A 17,244-nucleotide genomic window follows, 5' to 3' on the forward strand; every position below is an offset into this window, starting at 1 on the left:
CGATGGGTGCTTATGTGATCAAGATGCCCGACATCGGTGAGGGCATTGCGGAAGTGGAATTGGTGGCCTGGCACGTGCAGCCGGGCGACTGGGTGGCCGAGGACCAGATCCTGGCCGATGTGATGACCGACAAGGCCACGGTGGAGATCCCCTCGCCGGTGGCCGGCCGTGTGATCTCGCACGGCGGCAAGGTCGGCCAGGTGATGGCCGTGGGCTCGGAGGTGATCCGCCTGGAGGTCGAGGGCGAGGGCAACGTCAAGGAAGGCGACGCCGCCCCGGCGGCCGCCCAGCCCGCCCCTGCCCCCTTAGGCGCGTCCGCTGCGCCCGCTGTGTCCGCCGCGCCCGCTCCCGCCCCGATGGCTGCCGCAGCCCCAGCACCGGCTGCAGCGCCCGCCGCCAAGCCGCCGGCCAAGGCGGCAGTGCGCACAGCCGCCCCGCGCCGCGCCGCGAACGAGAAGCCCATCGCCAGCCCCGCCGTGCGCCGCCGCGCGTGGGACTTGGGGCTGGAGCTGCAGTTCGTGCCCGGCACGGGCCCGGCGGGCCGCATCACCCATGAGGACCTGGACGCCTTTGCAGCCAGCGGTGCCTCGGGCGTGGGCGGCGGCGAAGCCGACAGCCGCTACGCCCTGCGCCTCGATGAGGAGCCCGTGCCCGTCATCGGCCTGCGCCGCAAGATCGCGCAAAAGATGCAGCAGGCCAAGCGCCAAATCCCCCACTTCACCTATGTGGAAGAAGTGGACGTGACCGAACTCGAAGCCCTGCGCCAGCGCCTCAACGCCCAGCACGCCAAGAGCCGCACCAAACTGACGCTGCTGCCCTTCATCGCCCGCGCCATCGTCATCGCCGTGCGCGACTTCCCCCAAGTCAACGCCCGCTTTGACGACGAAGCCAACGTGGTCACGCGCTACGGCGCCGTGCACATCGGCATGGCCGCGCAGACCGACGCTGGCCTGATGGTGCCCGTGATCCGCCACGCGGAAACCCTGGACCCCTGGGCCTGCGCCGAAGAAATCGCCCGCCTGGCCGACGCCGCCAAAACCGGCAAGGCCAGCCGGGACGAACTCTCTGGCAGCACCATCACCATCACGTCCCTGGGCGCGCTGGGCGGCATCGTCACCACGCCGGTGATCAACCACCCCGAGGTCGGCATCATTGGCGTCAACAAGATGGTCGAGCGCCCCATGTTCGACCGCGACGGCCGCGTCGTGCCGCGCCTGCTGATGAACTTAAGCAGCAGCTTCGACCACCGCGTGGTGGACGGCATGGACGCCGCGCTCTTCGTGCAGCGCATCCGCGCCCTGCTCGAAACCCCCGCCACCCTATTCATTGAGTGAGTCCGCGATGCCCCCCGTTTATTCGCAAACCCAGTTGCTCATCATTGGCGGCGGCCCCGGCGGCTATGTGGCCGCCATCCGCGCCGCCCAGCTCGGCCTCAAGGTCACGCTGGTCGAAGGCAAGCGCTTGGGCGGCACCTGCTTGAACGTCGGCTGCATCCCCAGCAAGGCGCTGATCCACGCGGCCGAGGCCTTTGCCCAAGCCCGCGAACAGGCCTATGGGCGGTCTGAGCTGGGCATCAGCGTCAGCAGCGCCCAGCTCGACCTGTCAAAAACCATCGCCTGGAAGGACGGCATCGTCGCCAAGCTCACGGGCGGCGTGGGCGCGCTGCTCAAAAAGCACGGCGTCACCGTCGTCCAGGGCTGGGCCGAAGTCATCGACGGCAAGACCGTCGAGATCACCCAGCCCGGCGCCGAGGCGGGCGACAGCCCCCAGCGGATTCAGTGCGAGCACCTGCTGCTGGCGGCGGGCTCGCAGGAGATTGAGCTGCCCTTCCTTCCCTTCGGGGGCGGCCACGGCCGCGTCGTCTCCTCCACCGAGGCCCTGAGCTTTGCCGACGTGCCCCAGCACCTCGTGGTGGTGGGCGGCGGCTACATCGGCCTGGAGCTGGGCACCGTCTGGCGCAAGCTGGGCGCCGAGGTCACCGTCGTGGAAGCGCAAGACCGCATCCTCCCCGCCTACGACGCCGACCTCGTCAAGCCCGTCGCCCAGTCCCTCACCAAACTGGGCATCAAGCTGCTCACCGCCCACCGCGTTGAGGGCCTGAACGCCGACGGCACGGCCCTCACCGTGCGCGACCCGCAAGGCGCGCTCCTCGAACTGCCGGCCGACAAGATCCTCGTCGCCGTGGGCCGCAAGCCGCGCACCAGCGGCTGGGGCTTGGAGCACCTGATGCTCGACATGGCCGGCCGCGCCGTGAAGGTGGACGCCCAGTGCCGCACCTCCATGAAGAACGTCTGGGCGATTGGCGACCTGACCGGCGAGCCCCTGCTGGCCCACCGCGCCATGGCGCAAGGCGAGCTGGTGGCCGAGGTCATTGCCGGCCACAACCGCCGCTTCGAGCCCGCCAGCATCCCAGCCGTCTGCTTCACCGACCCCGAAATCGTCGTCGCCGGCCACACCCCGGCCAGCGCCGAGGCGGAAGGGGCCAAGCATGGCTTCAAGGTCCTGCAGGCCCTATTCCCCTTCGCCGCCAACGGCCGCGCGCTGTCCCTGGAAGCGCCAGAAGGCTTTGTGCGCGTCGTGGCGCGTGCCGACAACCACTTCATCCTCGGCTGGCAAGCCGTGGGCGCGGCGGTGTCCGAGCTCTCCGCCGCCTTCGGCCTGAGCCTGGAAATGGGCGCGCGGCTGGAGGATGTGGCGCACACCATCCACTCGCACCCCACGCTGGGTGAGGCGGTGCAGGAGGCTTGCCTGCGGGCTTTGGGGCAGGCGTTGCATATTTGATTTGGCTCTCCTGAAGCGGCGAAGCGCCGCTCCAGGGTTACAGACCGAGTTGGCGCGGGCGTTGAACCTCACCGTAGGGCGGCTCAGCCAGCTGATCAAGATGGCGGAAGCAGAGTCTCAGGCGTCACCTCTCGTCCGCGTGAAGCGGGGCTGAGCCGGACCCGGCCCCCTCGATTCCGAAAATCAACTCCATGCGCTCTCTCGACCCCTCTCGCATCCACAGCTGGCACGCCCACGTGTACTTCGAGGACTCCACGCAGGCGGCAGCCCGGGCCCTGCGCGGCGCGCTGGAAGCCGATCTGGGGCCGCGCATCCGGCTTGGGCGCTTCAACGAGGGCCCGGTGGGGCCGCACCCCGTGGGCAGCTACGAGATCGCCTTTTTGCCGGAGCATCTGCCCGCGGTGCTGGGCTGGCTGCTGCTGAACCGGGGCACGCTAGACGTGCTGCTGCACCCCAACTCGGACAACGAGCTGCGCGACCACCGCGAGGGTGCGCTGTGGCTGGGGCGGCCCCACGCGCTGGATCTGGCCGGCCTGCAGGCCGGGCCGTCGGTGTTCGACCTCTGAGACCCGGCGCTGAACTTTCGGCACCGCCCCGCGGGCCGTGCTGCAATCTCCACGACCCCGTCATTGCCGCAAAGGCCTCACAGTTTCGCCACCATGAAGACCCTGTTCTCGCTCCTCCTGATCCTTGCCAGCAGCCTGAGCCACGCCAGCGAAGACCCGCTGCGCGCCCAGGTGCAGACGAGCGATGCCTGGCGCTTTGCCAAGCTGTTTCAAGCCGGCAAGACGAGCGCCGAGGATTTGCAGGCGGGTTATCTGGACGGCGCCGGGCGCGGGGTGCAGATCTTCACGCCCAACCGCATCCACGACGCCGCCCACCTCGCCCGCCAGGTGGAAAAACGCCGGGCCGATTACGCCCACGCGATTGCCACCTGCTTGCCCCTGGCCGAGAGCTTGAATGGCGAGCTGCGCGCCATCTACCTGGCCTACCGCGGCCTGTTGCCCGAGCTGCCCCTGCCGGCCGTGCACTGGGTGTTTGGCGCGGGCAACAGCGGCGGCACGGCCGCCCCCGACGCGCAGGTGCTGGGCCTGGAGGTGCTGTGCAAGGCGGGCACCACCGAGGCCGAGTTCCGTCGCAGCATGCGCAGCTTCTTTGCGCACGAGACCGCGCACACCTGGCAACCGCGACCCGCGGCGGACACGAAGGACTGGCTGCTGCTGGCCGCACTCAAAGAAGGCACGCCGGACCTGTTGGCCGAGTTGGTGACGGGGTTCGACCCCGACCCCGCCCGCGAGGCCTGGGCACGGCCCCGCGAGGCCGATCTGTGGCGGCGCTTTCTGGCCGACCGCGAGATCCTGCTCCAGGGCGACAAAGACGCCGCCAACCAAGCCTATCGTCGATGGTTTGCCAACGCGGGCGCCACGTTCAAAGGCCTGCCCGAAGGCTGGCCGGATGAGCTCGGCTATTGGGTCGGGCGCAACATCGCCCGCGCCTATCTGGCCCGCGCAGCCGACCCGCGCGCGGCGCTGCGCGAGCTGCTCGCAGCACGCGACCCCGCCGCCCTGCTGGCGGCCAGCGGCTACGCGCCCTGAGCGGGCTGCGTTCGATACCCTGCGGGGCTGACGCGTCTGCGTCGATGGCCCAGGCCGCACGCTGCGTACACGGGTCGGTGAAACCGCGGCGGCTGCCTCAGCGTGGCGGCGCCCGGTCGGTGAGCTTCTTGATGGCGGCGTCCAGCCGCTGCATGACCTCGACGGGCACGTTCTTGCTGCAGAACAGGTGCCGGTGCTCCCCGGCGGGCATGCTCTTGTAGCGAATCTGCACGAAGTCGGCGGGCTGGAAGCCAGCGGCCTCGATCGCCACACCTGCCTCTTCAGGCGCCATCAGCATGTAGTCGGCCATGCCGAGCTTGATCTGCCGCACCATCTGCAGGTTCTCGTCCGGTGTGGCCCGGCGGGTGGGCTGCATCTTTTCGATCAGGGCGTCCAGCGGCGCCCCATAGGAGTACGCCAGTTTGACGAGCAAGCGCAGCGACTTGTCGTTGAACACATCCTCCACGGAGGTGTGATCTTTGAAGCGCGACTGACTGGCGGCGGCCGCCAGAATCAGCTGCGGCTGGTCTTGGTACACCGGCTTGCTGTAGCGCCCAAACTCCTCGCGCTCGGCCTTCCAGAACATGCCGATCATGCAGTCCTGCCCAGTGTTCTCCTTCAGGGAACGGAGTTGTCGGGCGAAGGGCGTCTCCTCGATGCGCACCGGCACCTGCGCCAGCTTGAACGCTTGATACGAGGGCCCGCCGGTCAGCCCGACCAGCCCCTCGCCCTTCACCATCATGTAGGGCGGGCGCTGAACGTAATGCAAGGTCACGGGCGACTCTGTCGATGTCGGCGCCTGTGCCGCGGCCACCAGCGGCCACAGCAGCGCGCCGACCCACCCCGCAACTCGGGCCGGCTTCGATCGGATGCGCGTTTCGTTCATGCCATTGAGGTGCTTGCAGTTAAGCCCAAAGCCCGTCCGTTGACACCGGGGCACGCGCCAACGCGCAGGCCGGCTCAAACGAGCTGTTGGGCCATGTTACGGCGTCATGGGGCCGGGCGCTGGCGGCGGCCGACTCGGCGGGGCCCAAGCTGACCCGGGCGCGCCCGCGAACTCAAAATATCGGCGGTGCAACCGCGCGACCAGCGAGCACCCGACCGGAACCCCGTGCAAGACGGAATCGACGACCATGACCCCGACTGCTCCCATTCGTGTACTTTTCGTCTGCATGGGCAACATTTGCCGCAGCCCCACCGCCCACGGCGTGATGCGCGCCAAAGTGCAGGCCGCCGGCTTGGCACACCGCATCGAGGTGGACTCTGCGGGCACCCATGCTTATCACGTGGGCGAGCCCCCCGACGAACGCACCCAAGCCCACGCCCGGCGACGCGGCTACGACATCAGCGACTTGCGCGCCCGCGCGCTGGTGGCCGAGGACTTCGAGCGCTTCGACCGCGTGCTGGTGATGGATGGCGCCAATCTGGCCCGGGCCGCAGCGCTGTGCCCGCCGGCCCGGCGCCCGCGCCTGGACCGATTGCTGGCCCACGCGCCAGCCCTCCGCACGCCAGACGTGCCCGACCCTTACTACGGCGGCAGCGAGGGGTTTGAGACCGTACTCGACCTGGTGGAAGCCGCCTGCGACGCCCTGTTGGCCAATATTCAACGGGAACTCGACTCATGAGTCCAGATTTACACGTGGGGTTCGTAACCCGCACAGACGACCCTGAATGGCGGATCCTGAAGAACTTTTAGTTGGCTTGCGACCGACGGGCCGTCGCATGGTTCAAAAAAGCTAGAAACGGTTCAGTAGCTCCTCGACCAACTCGGTGGTGTCGAAAGGGTTGTCCGGCAGCACGATGTCCGGAGAAACCAATTCGGGTTCACGCTGACCTGAAGGACGGGTCAGCACAAAGCGCGGCACAAATAAATCCAGGCCGGTGTGGGGCAACGGGACGGCTTTCTGAATACCTCCGCTTTGCCGGGTGCGCTGGCTGCCCCCAGCGCCCACCAGCTGGCCGATGCCGAAATCTTGCACTACGTTGGCAAACAATACCGCCGAGGAGTAGGTGAAACGCCCCACCAGCACGTAGACCTGGCCCTCGAACCGCACCGGGCTCTCCAGATCAGGCTGCACCCAGCTGTCGGCTTGTCCGTGCACCACATCGCCCACCTTCTCGGTACCACTGGCCCGTCCCGGCAGCACCTTCTTCACGTAAGCCGAGGCATTGCGGAACGGCTGCTTGGCCACCAGACGCAGCAGCGGGCCCTTCCACATGTCATCGTCACCGCCCGGGTTCGCGCGCACGTCGATGATCAGACGCCGGATCTTGGCAACTTTGAGTCGGGCGTAAACGTCTTCGATGAAGGCGTGAAAGCGTGGCTTGTCTTCCCACCAAAATTCGTTCAGCGTGAGCACGGCAGCGGACTTCTCGGGGCGCAACTGTAGGTGGAAGGTTTGTTCAAATGATGGGTTCCGAAGCTCCACCGGCAGCTCACGGCTAGCCGACACACGCAATAGCTTGGAAAACCCTTCCACGGTCAACTCAAATTCTTCGGGCGCACCTTGCAACAGCCAGTAGGCCATGGGCCAGCGGCGCGACAGCAGTTCGGTTCGGAAAGACAATGTGTCGCCAGAAAAATGGGCCAACATTTCTTGAACCACGGCCTGCGCTTCCCGTCCGTTAATGCGCAGGATGCGCCGCCCTTGCAAGTCGGCCACACCGCCACCAGGTAAGGTACGGATGCGCAGGTCACCCGACAAATCCACCTGGACAGCAAAGGGAAACAGACCCTTTCCTGCCTGCAAATGGGCCTTCAGAAGAGCCACACGATCGGGCAGATTCACGGACCAATGCGCGTCGCCAAACCAGCGATTCAGTCGCGAGAAGGCGCGCTAGGCCTGCAACCGGTTCAAGGGCCCACGGCGAAGTTCGGCCTCGAGTTCCTGGAAGGCATTTTCCAAACCTTCTGGGTCAGCGGTGAGCGAGGGATCCGGGTGGGTGTTGGCGATGCCTAGCTTCAGGGCGTGAAGGTCTTGGAGCAGCGCTGCCACAGGGATCCTCGCCTCCGACTCCGCGCACGCAGCCAACATAGGTTGCGCCAGCAGCAGGCTGACAAACAAAGCATGCAGTGCGCCAGAAAGATTTGAAAGCATGGGTGTTCCTTAGCAGGGCTGCGTCTTGCAGCCTCCGAAGCATGAATGCGCCGTGCCGGACTGTGGTGGGTTTCGAGCCCCGCGAGAACCTCCACTTGAAGCAATGGTGTCTTCCCGTCCCCGGAACGGCATCTGCAGGCCAGGCGCCTTACCCCCCCTTCGCCCAGAACAACAGCAAGTTGTTCGCCGGCATGCTCACGCGCTCCTGCAACTGCAAACCCACACGCCCGCCCTCGGCACGCACCGCGTCCAGCTCGCGCAGCCCCCATTCGGGGTTGCGCAGCTTGAGGTCGGCGTCAAAGGCCAGATTGCTGGGGGCAGGGGCAACGTCCTTCTCCAAGTAGGGGCCGTAGGTCACCAGCAGACCCTCCGGCGCCAGGTGCCGGGCCACGCCCCGCATCAAGCCCCGGCAGCAAGGCCAGGGCGAGGCGTGCAGCAGGTTGGCGCAATAGATCAAATCAAAGTGCTGTTCGTCCAGCGGCCAGCTGTCGGCGCTGACATCGAGGAGCCGCGCCGGCTGCAGACGCTCCGCCAGCGTGGGCGCGAGGGCCCCGCGCAGGGCCTGCAGGCCCTCGACCGCTGTGCCCGACCCATCGCTGGGCAGCCAGGTCCAGCCCCCGAGCCCGCCCAAGAAGTGCAGCGCGTGCTGCCCGGTGCCCGAGGCGACTTCCAGCGCCACGCCACGCGGTGGCAAGCGCTGCTGCAGCGCCTCCAGAATGGGTTGCTTGTTACGTTCGGCGGCAGGAGACAGACGCAGGAAGCTCATGCGCCGCAGTATCCAATTCAGGGCAGGCTCAACGCCACGCGCTCCCAGCGGGGCAGAAAGAAGCGATCCGGATCGAACGAGGCCAACAGACGCGAGACGCGGCCAATCAATCGCGCCTGGGGCACGGGGCCGAAATAACGCGAGTCCAGGCTGTTGTCGCGGTTGTCGCCCATCATGAAATAGTGCCCGGCCGGCACGTGCCAAACGCCGTCGCGCCGTGCCGAGAGTTGCGGCAGGGCTTGCACGGGATGGCGATGCCGGCCCAGTTGCTCCTGGCGGCGTGCCGCGCTCAGTTCCAGATCGTCCTGCACGGCTTCGGTCACCCACTCAGCCTCGCTGGTCGGGATGGCTTGGCCATTCACCCACAGCTGCCCGTCCACGAGCTCGATGCGGTCCCCAGGCAGTCCGACCACGCGCTTGAGCAGGCGCGTGCCGTCCGCCGGCGAGCTGAAGGTCACGATGTCGCCCCGCTCGGGCGCGCCCCATTGCGCGAGCACCACATCGGACAAGGGCAGCTTGGCCTGCCAAGCGAGGCGGTTCACCAGCACCACATCGCCCTCAACGACGGTGGGCCGCATCGAGCCCGTGGGCACCGGGTTCCAGTCCGCCACAGCGGTGCGGAACAAGCCAAACATCAGCAGCAGGGTGACCCATCCGCGCTGTGCGCGCCACCAGGTTTTCATTGCATCGCTCCTAAAGCCAAGCTGTAGCGTAGGGACGCCCCCGCACCGCGTGCCGGGTGGAGGAATGAATGGCGGATTGGGCGGTCGAATGGCGGGGAGCGCGACACCAACCGGCCGGAGGCCACGCTGAACCTCACCCCAGCAACGCCGGTTGTCTACAGTGTGGGCATGCAAGCCACCCCACCCCCCACCCTGACCCCCTACCCCATCGGCACCCCCGGCCAGGCCTGGGGCGCGCCCGAACGCGCCGCGTGGCTGGCGCGCCAGCGCGTGCAGCGCTCGTATGCGGACGAGGTGCTGGCCCCGCTGCAGGCCCACCCACCCGCACCGGCAGAGTGCTTTGAATATGGACAGCTGGATTACCGCCACTTGGGCCTGGGCACCTACCCCTTGATGGCCGTGCGCAGCCGCGACTGGCAAGCCGGCCGCCCCACGGTGCTGGTGACGGGCGGTGTGCACGGCTACGAAACCAGCGGCGTGCAGGGTGCGCTCCTGTGGCTGAGGCGTGATTTCGCGCGCTGGTCGCATGAGGTGAATGTGCTGGTGCTGCCCGCCATCAGCCCCTGGGGCTACGAGACCATCAACCGCTGGAACCCGGAAGCCCTGGACCCCAACCGCCTGTTCAAGCCGGACAGCCCATCCGCCGAAGCCCACCTGGCCATGGCCTGTGTGGCCGCACACGCACCGCAGGTGGATGTGCACGTGGACCTGCACGAAACCACCGACAGCGACAACGACGAGTTCGGCCCCGCCAAGGCCGCACGCGATGGCACACCCTACGAGTGGCACGAGGTACCCGATGGCTTCTACGTGGTGGGCGACACCGCGCGCCCCGTGCCTGCGTTCCAGCAAGCACTGATCGAGGCGGTGGCACGGGTGACGCCCATCGCCGAGCCCGATCCGCAGGGCTGCATCATTGGCTCGCCCGTGCAGGCGCACGGCGTGATCCATTACGACTTCAGCGCGCTGGGCCTGTGCGGCGGCATCACCCAAGCGCGCTTCACCACCACCACCGAGGTCTACCCCGACAGCCCGCGCACCACACCCGCGGCCTGCAACGAGGCCCAGGCCACCACCATCAACCGCGCCATCGAGTTTCTGTTGGGGCGCTGAACCCACTTCAGAGAAGCGCCCCACAGCATCACGCCACCATGCAAAGCTTGACGTCCCTCATCCACCGCAGCCTGGCCGCCTGGGCCTTGGCCCTGCCCCTGATCCCAATCCACGCCGCCGAGCCCCTCAGCTGCCCCGCCCTGGCCAGCGCCGTGCAAATTGACGCCTGCCCATCCGACGAGCAGCTGCGCGGTGGCTTTGTCGGCTACTGCAGCGACAACCGGCGCCTGTATGCCGCCGACCACGACACCTGCAGCCGCTTTGAAAACTACCGCAAGCTCAAGAATGTGGCGCTGTGGGAAGCGGGCGCCGACGGCGCATGGCAGGGCTACCTGAGTTGTGACGTGCCCCGCGAGCGCCTGCAAGCCGCCCGCGTGCAAAGCGTGACCGTCAGCCGCCAAGGCACGGTGACGCGGGTGGCCTGCCAGTATGGGATCGCAGGTGGCGACGAAAACGACACCCTGACCTTGGCCCACCGCACCAAGGCGCGCTGCGCGGTGGTGGACCCGCCCGCGTGCACGGCCGACCCTGGCGCTTGCCGGGTGCGCTGCGAGTAAGTGCTTGAGCGCCCGACACCACACGCCCATGCCGCTCGCCTTCACCCCCTCCACCCTCGTCTTGGCGGTTGAAATTGCCGCCACCGCCGCATTTGCGCTGTCGGGCCTGATGGCCGGGGCGCGCAAGCGGCTGGATGCCGTGGGCTTGGTGGTGGTGGCCGGCCTAGCTGCTTTTGGCGGGGGCACGCTGCGCGATGTGTTGCTGGACCGGCGCCCCTTCTTCTGGGTGGAGCACGCCAATTGGCTCTGGGCGCTGCTGGTGCTGTGTGTGGGGGCGATGCTGTTCTTGCGCAAGCGCCACCTGGCGCTGACCGAGCGCGCCATGCAATGGCCCGATGCCCTGGGGCTGGGCCTGTTCACGGCCACCGGTACGCAACTGGCGCTGAGCCTCGGGCAGCCCGCCTTGGTGGCCGTATTGATGGGGGTGATCAGCGCTGTCTGCGGCGGGGTGCTGCGCGACATCGTGTGCAACGACATCCCCAGCGCCTTCCACGACCACCGGCCCTATGCCGTTTGCGCCTTTGTGGGCGGCTGGGCCGTGGTTGGGGCCCATGCCCTGGCCTGGCCCGAAAGCGCCGCGCTCTTGGTGGGGGCCGGGCTCACGAGCGGGCTGCGTGCCCTGGCGCTGGCGCGGGACTTTCGGCTGCCGGTGTGGCGCTGACCCAGGCGCCCGGGGTACGCAACACGCCGGAGAACCAATGCACCGCGACGCTGCCCTCTCCCGCTGCCGCCGCTACCGCTACGCGCTGTGGCGGCGCTGGGACGACACTGCCCCCACGGTGCTCTTCGTGATGCTCAACCCCTCGACGGCCGATGCGCGGCAGGACGACCCGACGATCCGACGCTGCATGGGCTTTGCGCAGGCCTGGGGGTTTGGCGGACTGGCGGTTGGGAACCTGTTTGCGCTGCGTTCACCGGACCCCGATGACTTGCGCCGCGCGGTGACGGCCGGCGGGCCTCTGGCCGCCATCGGCCCGCGAAATGCCGGGTGGTTGCGCCGCCTGGCGCAGGAGAGCGCGCAGGTGGTCGCCGCCTGGGGCCAACACGGCGAACTGCTGCACCGCGGGACCGCCGTGGCCCGTCTCTTCCCGACCCTGCACTGCCTGGGCCAGACGCAAGCAGGGCATCCGCGCCACCCGCTCTATGTCGCCGCGAGCACCCCGCTGCGCCCCTGGCTGCCGCCGCCGAGCGGTATCGCGCTGAGCTCGGGAATCCCCTGACGGCATTGCGGTGATATTTTTGGGGGCGTCCCCGTTTGTGCGCCAGCTCCGCTGCTGGCGGCCCTCCATGCCGATGTGGCGCTTCAGCTTCGTGCGATGCCTGAGTCAAATCATGCCCCGCGAACGCCGACGACGAATAGCACGTGGAACTGAAATCGTGCTTTGAGACATCCCCTGGTGCGCGCCACCGTGGGCGGCTCGACTGGAGCATACGTAATCGATCCAGCTGCGAATTGCGCTCCCGCCGCTTCAGCGCCGCGCTGAACCCCTGGCCTCCCCTGTGGGCTTTGGTTTAGGCTCACGCCTCGGCGAATGAGGAGTTCCGGATGGTTTCAGGGTTCGGGTTGGCGGTCGCCTTGGGCACCCTGCTGTTGGGCACGCCGCTGAACGCCCAAGCGGCGGATGCGTGGCGCGTGGGCAGTTTTGAAGACCAGCAAGCGGCCGGGCCTTTTCATCGCATCGTCAGCGAAGCCTACGCCCGCATCGGCCTAAAGGCCCATTTCGAGCCTGTGCCTTTGCTGCGGGGGGAGAGTTTGCTGGGCTCGGGCGACTTGGATGCCGTGCTGGCCCGCACCGAACAGTCCGCCGCCAAACTGCCGTTTGCCCTGAAGGTCGGCGTACCGTTGAGGCTGGTGGAGTACGTGGCGGTACGCCAACCCCCGTGCGCCCCGCGCCTGGAACTGGCCGAGCTGGCGCGGCTGCGCGTCACGCTGCAGCGCGGCAGCGGCGCCTTGGAGGCCGCGCTGCCCGCCGGCCCCAAGGTGCCCGCGCTCGACCCCCATGAAGCGCTGCGCTATGTGCAGGGCGGCATGGCGGACCTGGCCGCCCTGCCTTTGACCCCGGCCATGCGCACGGCCGTGGAACGAGAGGGGTTTTGCACGGTGGCCGAACCGTTGCTGGTGGTGCCGTTTTTCCACCTCATTCACACCCGGCATGCCGCCTGGCTCCCGCGTCTGGATTCGGCGCTCAAAGACTTGGAGCGTTCGGGGTTCACGGCCCGGGTGTGGCAAGACGCCGAGCGCGACTACGCGGGGTGGCAGCTCAAGCTGAACCGGCCGGGGGCCAGCAGCAAACCCTGACCGGCCCGGTTCAGGCGAAGTGATAGCCCGTTTGGGGCAGCCCCATAAACGGGCCGCGCCAGCTGACTTGGCCCGCATCGTCCCCGGCTGCACCGGCCATCACCATGAGGGGGAGCAGGTGCTCTTCCCGTGGGTGGCAATGCCGCGCAAACGGGGCCTGGGACCACGCCACCAACCGGGCCTCCCGCTCTGGCGCGGGTGCAGTGACCGCCGCGCTGAGCCACGCATCAAACTGCTCCGCCGCCTCGCGGGAAGACGGCTGAAAGCCTCGTAAGTTGTGAAAACTGTCGCCACTGCCCACCAGGAACACGCCTTCATCGCGTAGCGGGGCCAAGGCTCGACCCAGGCGAATGTGCAGGTAAGGGTCCAGCCCCGCGATCAAGGACAGTTGCACGACCGGAACCGCCGCGTCAGGGTAGGTGAACTTCAGGGGCACAAAGGTGCCATGGTCATAGCCCCGCAGCGGGTCCTCGGCGGTATTGAACCCGGCCCGATTGAGCAGGACGCCCACGCGGGCCGCCAACGCGGGGTCGCCCGGCGCGGGCCAGCGCAGCCGGTAGGCCTCGGGCGGAAAGCCCCCATAGTCAAACAGCAGCGCTGGCTGCGCCGCGCTCATCACCGTCGGTACCGGGGCCTCCCAGTGGGCCGATATCACCAGCACCGCCTTGGGCGGACAAGGGGGGAGCGCGCGGAGCGACTGCCAGTACGCAATCCAGCCAGCCACCTCGGCGGGCGGTAGCCCCATCTCGACATGGCCCACGGGTCCACCCGCGTGGGGAACATAGGCAACGGGCATGCGAGGGTTCACCTTCGTCTCCAACCGTCCATGAATCGTTCGGAGAGGAGATTGTGAAGGCCGCCCGGGCGGCGGCAAACCACCCGCCGGTCGTGGCTCAGCCGCCTGACGGCGCGGCTCGTCGCATCGGGGTCGCCCGAGCGCGACGGCCTCTGCACAGTGCAGGCCTTCGCAACTGAACCCGCACCCCAACGAGGGCGCCCGACATGAATCCGACTCCCCCTGTGCTGCGCCGCCTGTTTCAAATCGCGGCCCTGATCACCACCACCGGGCTGGCTCCAGCCCAGGCCAACAGCGCCTGTGAAAGCGCCGAATTTCGTGCGGCGGCCGAGCGCCTGTTGGCGCAAGTGGACGCCCGGTGGCAAGCCCGCGACCCGGCCGGCATGGCCGCCCTGTACCACCCCCAAGGGCAGTTGCGCATTCAGCCCGGTGGCGTGGTGGCCGACGGTCAAGCCGGCGTGGCGCGCCTGTTCACCCAGCTTTTCCCCACCCTGAGCCCAGAAGACGATCACCTGCTGAGCCTGCTGCGCGTGACCCCCGTAGGGGGGCTGTGCGCTTTGGACACGCGGGCCGTGGTGGGGAGCACCAAGGGTGCCGCCGCTCAGCGTTTCCAAGGTTTCTATCTGGTTGACCCCACGGGCGCCGAGCCCCGCATCCTGGCGGTCAGCGCCGTGCGCGCCACCCCCTGAGCCTCAGCAAGCCTCACAGGCGCGGCGCCTCGGCGGCGTCGGTCGCCCGCCACCCCCGGTAGCGCTGGGCCTGGCGCTTGCCCTGCCAGCGGTCACACACCAAGGTGAACCAGGGCGACAAGCGGGCCTTGGGCCGCCACCCCGCGGCCAAGCGGTGCATTTGCCGGCGCACCATGGCCATGGTGGTGAGGCTGACCAAGGCCTTGTTGCGCCAGGGCACGATGGGCAGCGGCGGCACGGTCAGGTCCCCGCGGGCCCAGCGGGCAGGCAGCTGGGGGTCCATGGCCAGCGCCGTGGCCAAGCCCACGGCGGCGATGCCGCTGTCCACGACCTGCTGCGCCACCTCGCGGCGGCGCACGCCCCCGGTGGTCATTACCGGCATCTGCGCAACGGCCGCCAAGTCTTTGGCGAATTCCAGGAAATAGGCTTCGCGTGCCAGGGTTCGCCCATCGGCCGTGCGGCCTTGCATGGCCGGGCTCTCGTAGCTGCCACCACTGAGTTCCAAGAGGTCAATGGATTCGGCGTTCAAGAGCCCCACCACCGCCTGCGCATCGGCCTCGCTAAAGCCCCCGCGTTGAAAGTCGGCCGAATTGAGCTTGACCCCGACGGCGAACCCGGGCCGAACCGCCGCGCGTACGGCGCGGACCACCTCCAGCAGCAATCGGGCGCGGTTCTCGATGGCGCCCCCATAGGCATCGCTTCGCTGGTTCGCGAGGGGCGAGAGGAATTGCGAGATCAAGTAGCCGTGGGCGGCGTGGATCTGCACCCCATCAAAGCCCGCCGCCTCGGCTTGCGCGGCAGTCTGCGCAAACTGTTGAACGATGACTTGAATCTGCGCCACATCCAGCGCCTTGGGCTGCGCAAAGAGCTTGCTGTGTTGCCCCAGTTTGAGTGGCACCTCCGACGGCGCCCACCCCGGGTTGCCCAGCGCCGCCATCACTTGGCGCCCGGGGTGGCTGATTTGCATCCACACCCGCGCGCCTTGGCTGTGGGCGGCGTCTGCCCAGGCCTTGAATGGCGCCAGCGGCGTCCCGGCTTGAAGCACCACCCCGCCGGGTGTGGTCATGGCATCGGCGGCCACCATCACGTTGCCGGTGATTTGCAAACCCACGCCCCCCTCGGCCCACGTGCGGTAGAGACGGTGCATGCCCTGGCCCGGCAACTGACCGTCCTGAGCGAGCGACTCTTCCATCGCGGCCTTGACGAGGCGGTTCTTCAGGGTTTGACCGTTGGGCAGGATCAGGGGCGAAAAAAGGTCGACGGCGGGCATGGAAAAGGGCTCCGGTTGAACACAGGCGCAAGCGTAAGATTCAAGTCAACTTGAAGGTCAAGTGTTTTTGGAGCCCAGCCATGCGAATTGGTGAATTGGCGGCAACATTGGGCATCAAGCCCTCGGCGATTCGCTTTTATGAGGCCAGCGGCCTGCTTCCGGCCAGCCCTCGCGGCGCCAATGGGTACCGCGATTACGACGCCGCAGCGCTCAAGCGCCTGCAGGTGTTGCAGCTGGCGCAGCGCCTGGGCTTCACGCTGGACAGCTTGCGCAGCCTCTTCCAAGCCTGGGACGGCGAACAGGCCCCGAGCCAAGCCAAGGCGCAGATCCTGGCCCAACTGGAGCAGCGGCGCGCCGAGATTGCGGCCATGCGCCAGCAACTCGATGAGCAAGACGCCGAGCTCACGCGGCTGATGACGGAGTGCGCGAGCCAATGGGAACAAGGCCGCTGCGTGGAGTTGCCGCTCGCACCCGCGCAGCCCAAACGCAGTCGCCGATTGGCCTGACGCCGCTATGGCCCCGTTACAACGGGGTCACCCCGCCCGCAGCCACGCCCTCAAAAATGCACTTGAGGGCACCGTAAGGCGCGACGGTCGCAGGGCAGGCGACAAGCGCGGGCTGCCACCCTAAGGTGCGCGGCTTGTCGTGTTTTCAAGTTGCCACCCATGTCACTCTTGCGTCCCTTCCGACCCGTCCGGCTCGCCGCCGCCAGCGCTTTGGCTCTGGGCCTCGCCCTGCCCGCTCTTGCCGCCACCTCGTCCTTGGACGCCTACAACCGCCAAGGCCCAGCGCCAACGCAACAGGTGGTGCACTACGTGAAGTCCAACCTGGACGGCAGCAAGCGGTCCGTGCTCTCGCTTTACTTTCCCGCACCGCTGGAGGTGGAAGTGCTGAAGGCCGAGGCGGATGGGCGCTACCTGGCCCTGGTGCGCGCACGCCTGGACCCGCAAACGCTGAGCGAGGCCTGGATGCGCTCCTACAACCACCTGGAGCGCGGGCCGGGGCAGGAGCGCCTGCAGATGCAGATGGACGCCGAGCCCGGCGCCGCGCGGCGCATCGCCCAAGTGGCGGGCACGCAGATGCCGGTCACGGCCAGCCACCTGCCAGCCCACGTCTACAACTTTGACCTCAGCGGCCTGAACCTCACCCTGCCACTGCTGAAGAACCCGCGCGCGGACTTTCAGGTCGGCCTCGTGGACCCGGACTTCGCCTTCCTGCGCCAGCACTTCAAGCCCAACGCCGGCACGCTCGACGGCGGCTTCAAGGACAAGGGCCTGGCGCGGTTCCGCTATGTGGGCGACGAGACGCTCGACGACGAGGTGGCCGTGCACCGCTACGAAGTGAGCGGGCCGGCGTTCGGCGGTCAAACCGGCTGGCTCTGGGTCAACGCCCAAGACCGGCTGATCGAACGCTTCGAGCACCCGGTGCCGGACAACCCGGACTGGAGCAGTTTCAAACTGCAGCGCCTCTCCAGCCGGCCGCTGGACGCCGCGGGCTGGGCCACCTTCAAGGAGGCCACCGTGCGTCGCGCCATGGGCTTGCGCGAGGCAGAGTGAGGCGCACGCGGTTCAGGTGTAGCCCCATGGCTTTGCTGCCA

20 protein-coding genes are annotated in these 17,244 nt (G+C 68.0%); 13 read left to right on the forward strand and 7 right to left on the reverse strand.

From position 1 onward, the window contains the following. Positions 1-2 precede the first annotated feature (2 nt). The 4 genes from I7X43_RS01015 to I7X43_RS01030 all read left to right on the forward strand — a co-directional run bounded on the left by I7X43_RS01015 (position 3) and on the right by I7X43_RS01030 (position 4,376). The gene (locus I7X43_RS01015) at positions 3-1,334 is read left to right on the forward strand and encodes a dihydrolipoamide acetyltransferase family protein (protein ID WP_198099028.1); all 1,332 of its coding nucleotides are present in this window, start codon (positions 3-5) and stop codon (positions 1,332-1,334) included. A gap of 7 nt (positions 1,335-1,341) precedes the next feature. Next, positions 1,342-2,781: a dihydrolipoyl dehydrogenase gene (gene lpdA / locus I7X43_RS01020; protein ID WP_198099029.1), complete on the forward strand. Its 1,440-nt coding sequence runs from the start codon at positions 1,342-1,344 to the stop codon at positions 2,779-2,781. Positions 2,782-2,972: 191 nt separating this feature from the next. After that, on the forward strand, positions 2,973-3,347 hold the full coding sequence (locus I7X43_RS01025) for a DOPA 4,5-dioxygenase family protein (RefSeq protein WP_198099030.1): 375 nt from the start codon (positions 2,973-2,975) through the stop codon (positions 3,345-3,347). Between the two features lie 93 nt (positions 3,348-3,440). After that, positions 3,441-4,376: a gliding motility protein GldB-related protein gene (locus I7X43_RS01030; RefSeq protein ID WP_198099031.1), complete on the forward strand. Its 936-nt coding sequence runs from the start codon at positions 3,441-3,443 to the stop codon at positions 4,374-4,376. A 97-nt stretch (positions 4,377-4,473) separates the two neighbouring features. On the opposite strand, the gene I7X43_RS01035 is transcribed toward I7X43_RS01030, so the two are convergent. Continuing rightward, the gene (locus I7X43_RS01035; protein ID WP_198099032.1) at positions 4,474-5,262 is read right to left on the reverse strand and encodes a substrate-binding periplasmic protein; all 789 of its coding nucleotides are present in this window, start codon (positions 5,260-5,262) and stop codon (positions 4,474-4,476) included. Positions 5,263-5,509: 247 nt separating this feature from the next. Here I7X43_RS01035 and I7X43_RS01040 point away from each other — a divergent pair, with 247 nt between their 5' ends. Then, complete coding sequence (locus tag I7X43_RS01040; RefSeq protein ID WP_198099033.1) at positions 5,510-6,001, forward strand: low molecular weight protein-tyrosine-phosphatase; 492 nt, start codon at positions 5,510-5,512, stop codon at positions 5,999-6,001. Between the two features lie 111 nt (positions 6,002-6,112). Here the strand turns inward: I7X43_RS01040 and I7X43_RS01045 are convergent, their stop codons facing one another. The 4 genes from I7X43_RS01045 to lepB form a co-directional block, all read right to left on the reverse strand. Next, positions 6,113-7,165 carry a S41 family peptidase gene (locus tag I7X43_RS01045; protein ID WP_198099034.1) on the reverse strand — a complete coding sequence of 351 codons (1,053 nt, stop codon included), beginning with the start codon at positions 7,163-7,165 and terminating at the stop codon, positions 6,113-6,115. Positions 7,166-7,213: 48 nt separating this feature from the next. Then, positions 7,214-7,474: a hypothetical protein gene (locus I7X43_RS01050; protein WP_198099035.1), complete on the reverse strand. Its 261-nt coding sequence runs from the start codon at positions 7,472-7,474 to the stop codon at positions 7,214-7,216. A gap of 148 nt (positions 7,475-7,622) precedes the next feature. Further along, positions 7,623-8,240 carry a DUF938 domain-containing protein gene (locus I7X43_RS01055; protein ID WP_198099036.1) on the reverse strand — a complete coding sequence of 206 codons (618 nt, stop codon included), beginning with the start codon at positions 8,238-8,240 and terminating at the stop codon, positions 7,623-7,625. Positions 8,241-8,257: 17 nt separating this feature from the next. After that, on the reverse strand, positions 8,258-8,923 hold the full coding sequence (lepB, locus tag I7X43_RS01060) for a signal peptidase I (protein ID WP_198099037.1): 666 nt from the start codon (positions 8,921-8,923) through the stop codon (positions 8,258-8,260). Between the two features lie 168 nt (positions 8,924-9,091). On the opposite strand from lepB, the gene I7X43_RS01065 reads away from it, so the two are divergent. From I7X43_RS01065 to I7X43_RS01085, 5 genes are all read left to right on the forward strand, one after another. After that, positions 9,092-10,036: a M14 family metallopeptidase gene (locus I7X43_RS01065; protein ID WP_198099038.1), complete on the forward strand. Its 945-nt coding sequence runs from the start codon at positions 9,092-9,094 to the stop codon at positions 10,034-10,036. A gap of 38 nt (positions 10,037-10,074) precedes the next feature. Beyond that, the gene (locus tag I7X43_RS01070) at positions 10,075-10,593 is read left to right on the forward strand and encodes a hypothetical protein (RefSeq protein WP_198099039.1); all 519 of its coding nucleotides are present in this window, start codon (positions 10,075-10,077) and stop codon (positions 10,591-10,593) included. A gap of 28 nt (positions 10,594-10,621) precedes the next feature. Then, a complete protein-coding gene (locus I7X43_RS01075; protein ID WP_198099768.1) occupies positions 10,622-11,254 on the forward strand; it encodes a trimeric intracellular cation channel family protein in 633 nt (210 codons plus the stop codon). A 37-nt stretch (positions 11,255-11,291) separates the two neighbouring features. Next, entirely contained in the window at positions 11,292-11,813 is a 522-nt protein-coding gene (locus I7X43_RS01080; protein WP_198099040.1) for a DUF1643 domain-containing protein, read from the forward strand. A gap of 326 nt (positions 11,814-12,139) precedes the next feature. After that, entirely contained in the window at positions 12,140-12,892 is a 753-nt protein-coding gene (locus tag I7X43_RS01085; RefSeq protein WP_198099041.1) for a transporter substrate-binding domain-containing protein, read from the forward strand. A 10-nt stretch (positions 12,893-12,902) separates the two neighbouring features. Here I7X43_RS01085 and I7X43_RS01090 read toward each other — a convergent pair whose 3' ends face one another. Beyond that, on the reverse strand, positions 12,903-13,700 hold the full coding sequence (locus I7X43_RS01090; RefSeq protein WP_310737501.1) for a DODA-type extradiol aromatic ring-opening family dioxygenase: 798 nt from the start codon (positions 13,698-13,700) through the stop codon (positions 12,903-12,905). A 194-nt stretch (positions 13,701-13,894) separates the two neighbouring features. Here I7X43_RS01090 and I7X43_RS01095 point away from each other — a divergent pair, with 194 nt between their 5' ends. Further along, complete coding sequence (locus tag I7X43_RS01095) at positions 13,895-14,377, forward strand: Cif family virulence factor (protein ID WP_198099042.1); 483 nt, start codon at positions 13,895-13,897, stop codon at positions 14,375-14,377. Between the two features lie 13 nt (positions 14,378-14,390). On the opposite strand, the gene I7X43_RS01100 is transcribed toward I7X43_RS01095, so the two are convergent. Then, positions 14,391-15,647, reverse strand: coding sequence for an NADH:flavin oxidoreductase/NADH oxidase family protein (locus I7X43_RS01100; protein ID WP_198099043.1), 1,257 nt, complete (start codon positions 15,645-15,647; stop codon positions 14,391-14,393). An 80-nt stretch (positions 15,648-15,727) separates the two neighbouring features. Between I7X43_RS01100 and I7X43_RS01105 the strand changes: the two genes are divergently transcribed. Together I7X43_RS01105 and I7X43_RS01110 are read left to right on the forward strand one after the other, a co-directional pair. Further along, complete coding sequence (locus tag I7X43_RS01105; RefSeq protein WP_198099044.1) at positions 15,728-16,153, forward strand: MerR family transcriptional regulator; 426 nt, start codon at positions 15,728-15,730, stop codon at positions 16,151-16,153. A gap of 159 nt (positions 16,154-16,312) precedes the next feature. Continuing rightward, complete coding sequence (locus I7X43_RS01110) at positions 16,313-17,203, forward strand: hypothetical protein (RefSeq protein WP_198099045.1); 891 nt, start codon at positions 16,313-16,315, stop codon at positions 17,201-17,203. Positions 17,204-17,244: the final 41 nt, after the last annotated feature.

Origin of the sequence: Inhella gelatinilytica (assembly GCF_016093295.1) — a bacterium.
In the GTDB taxonomy this organism is placed as follows: domain Bacteria; phylum Pseudomonadota; class Gammaproteobacteria; order Burkholderiales; family Burkholderiaceae_C; genus Inhella; species Inhella gelatinilytica.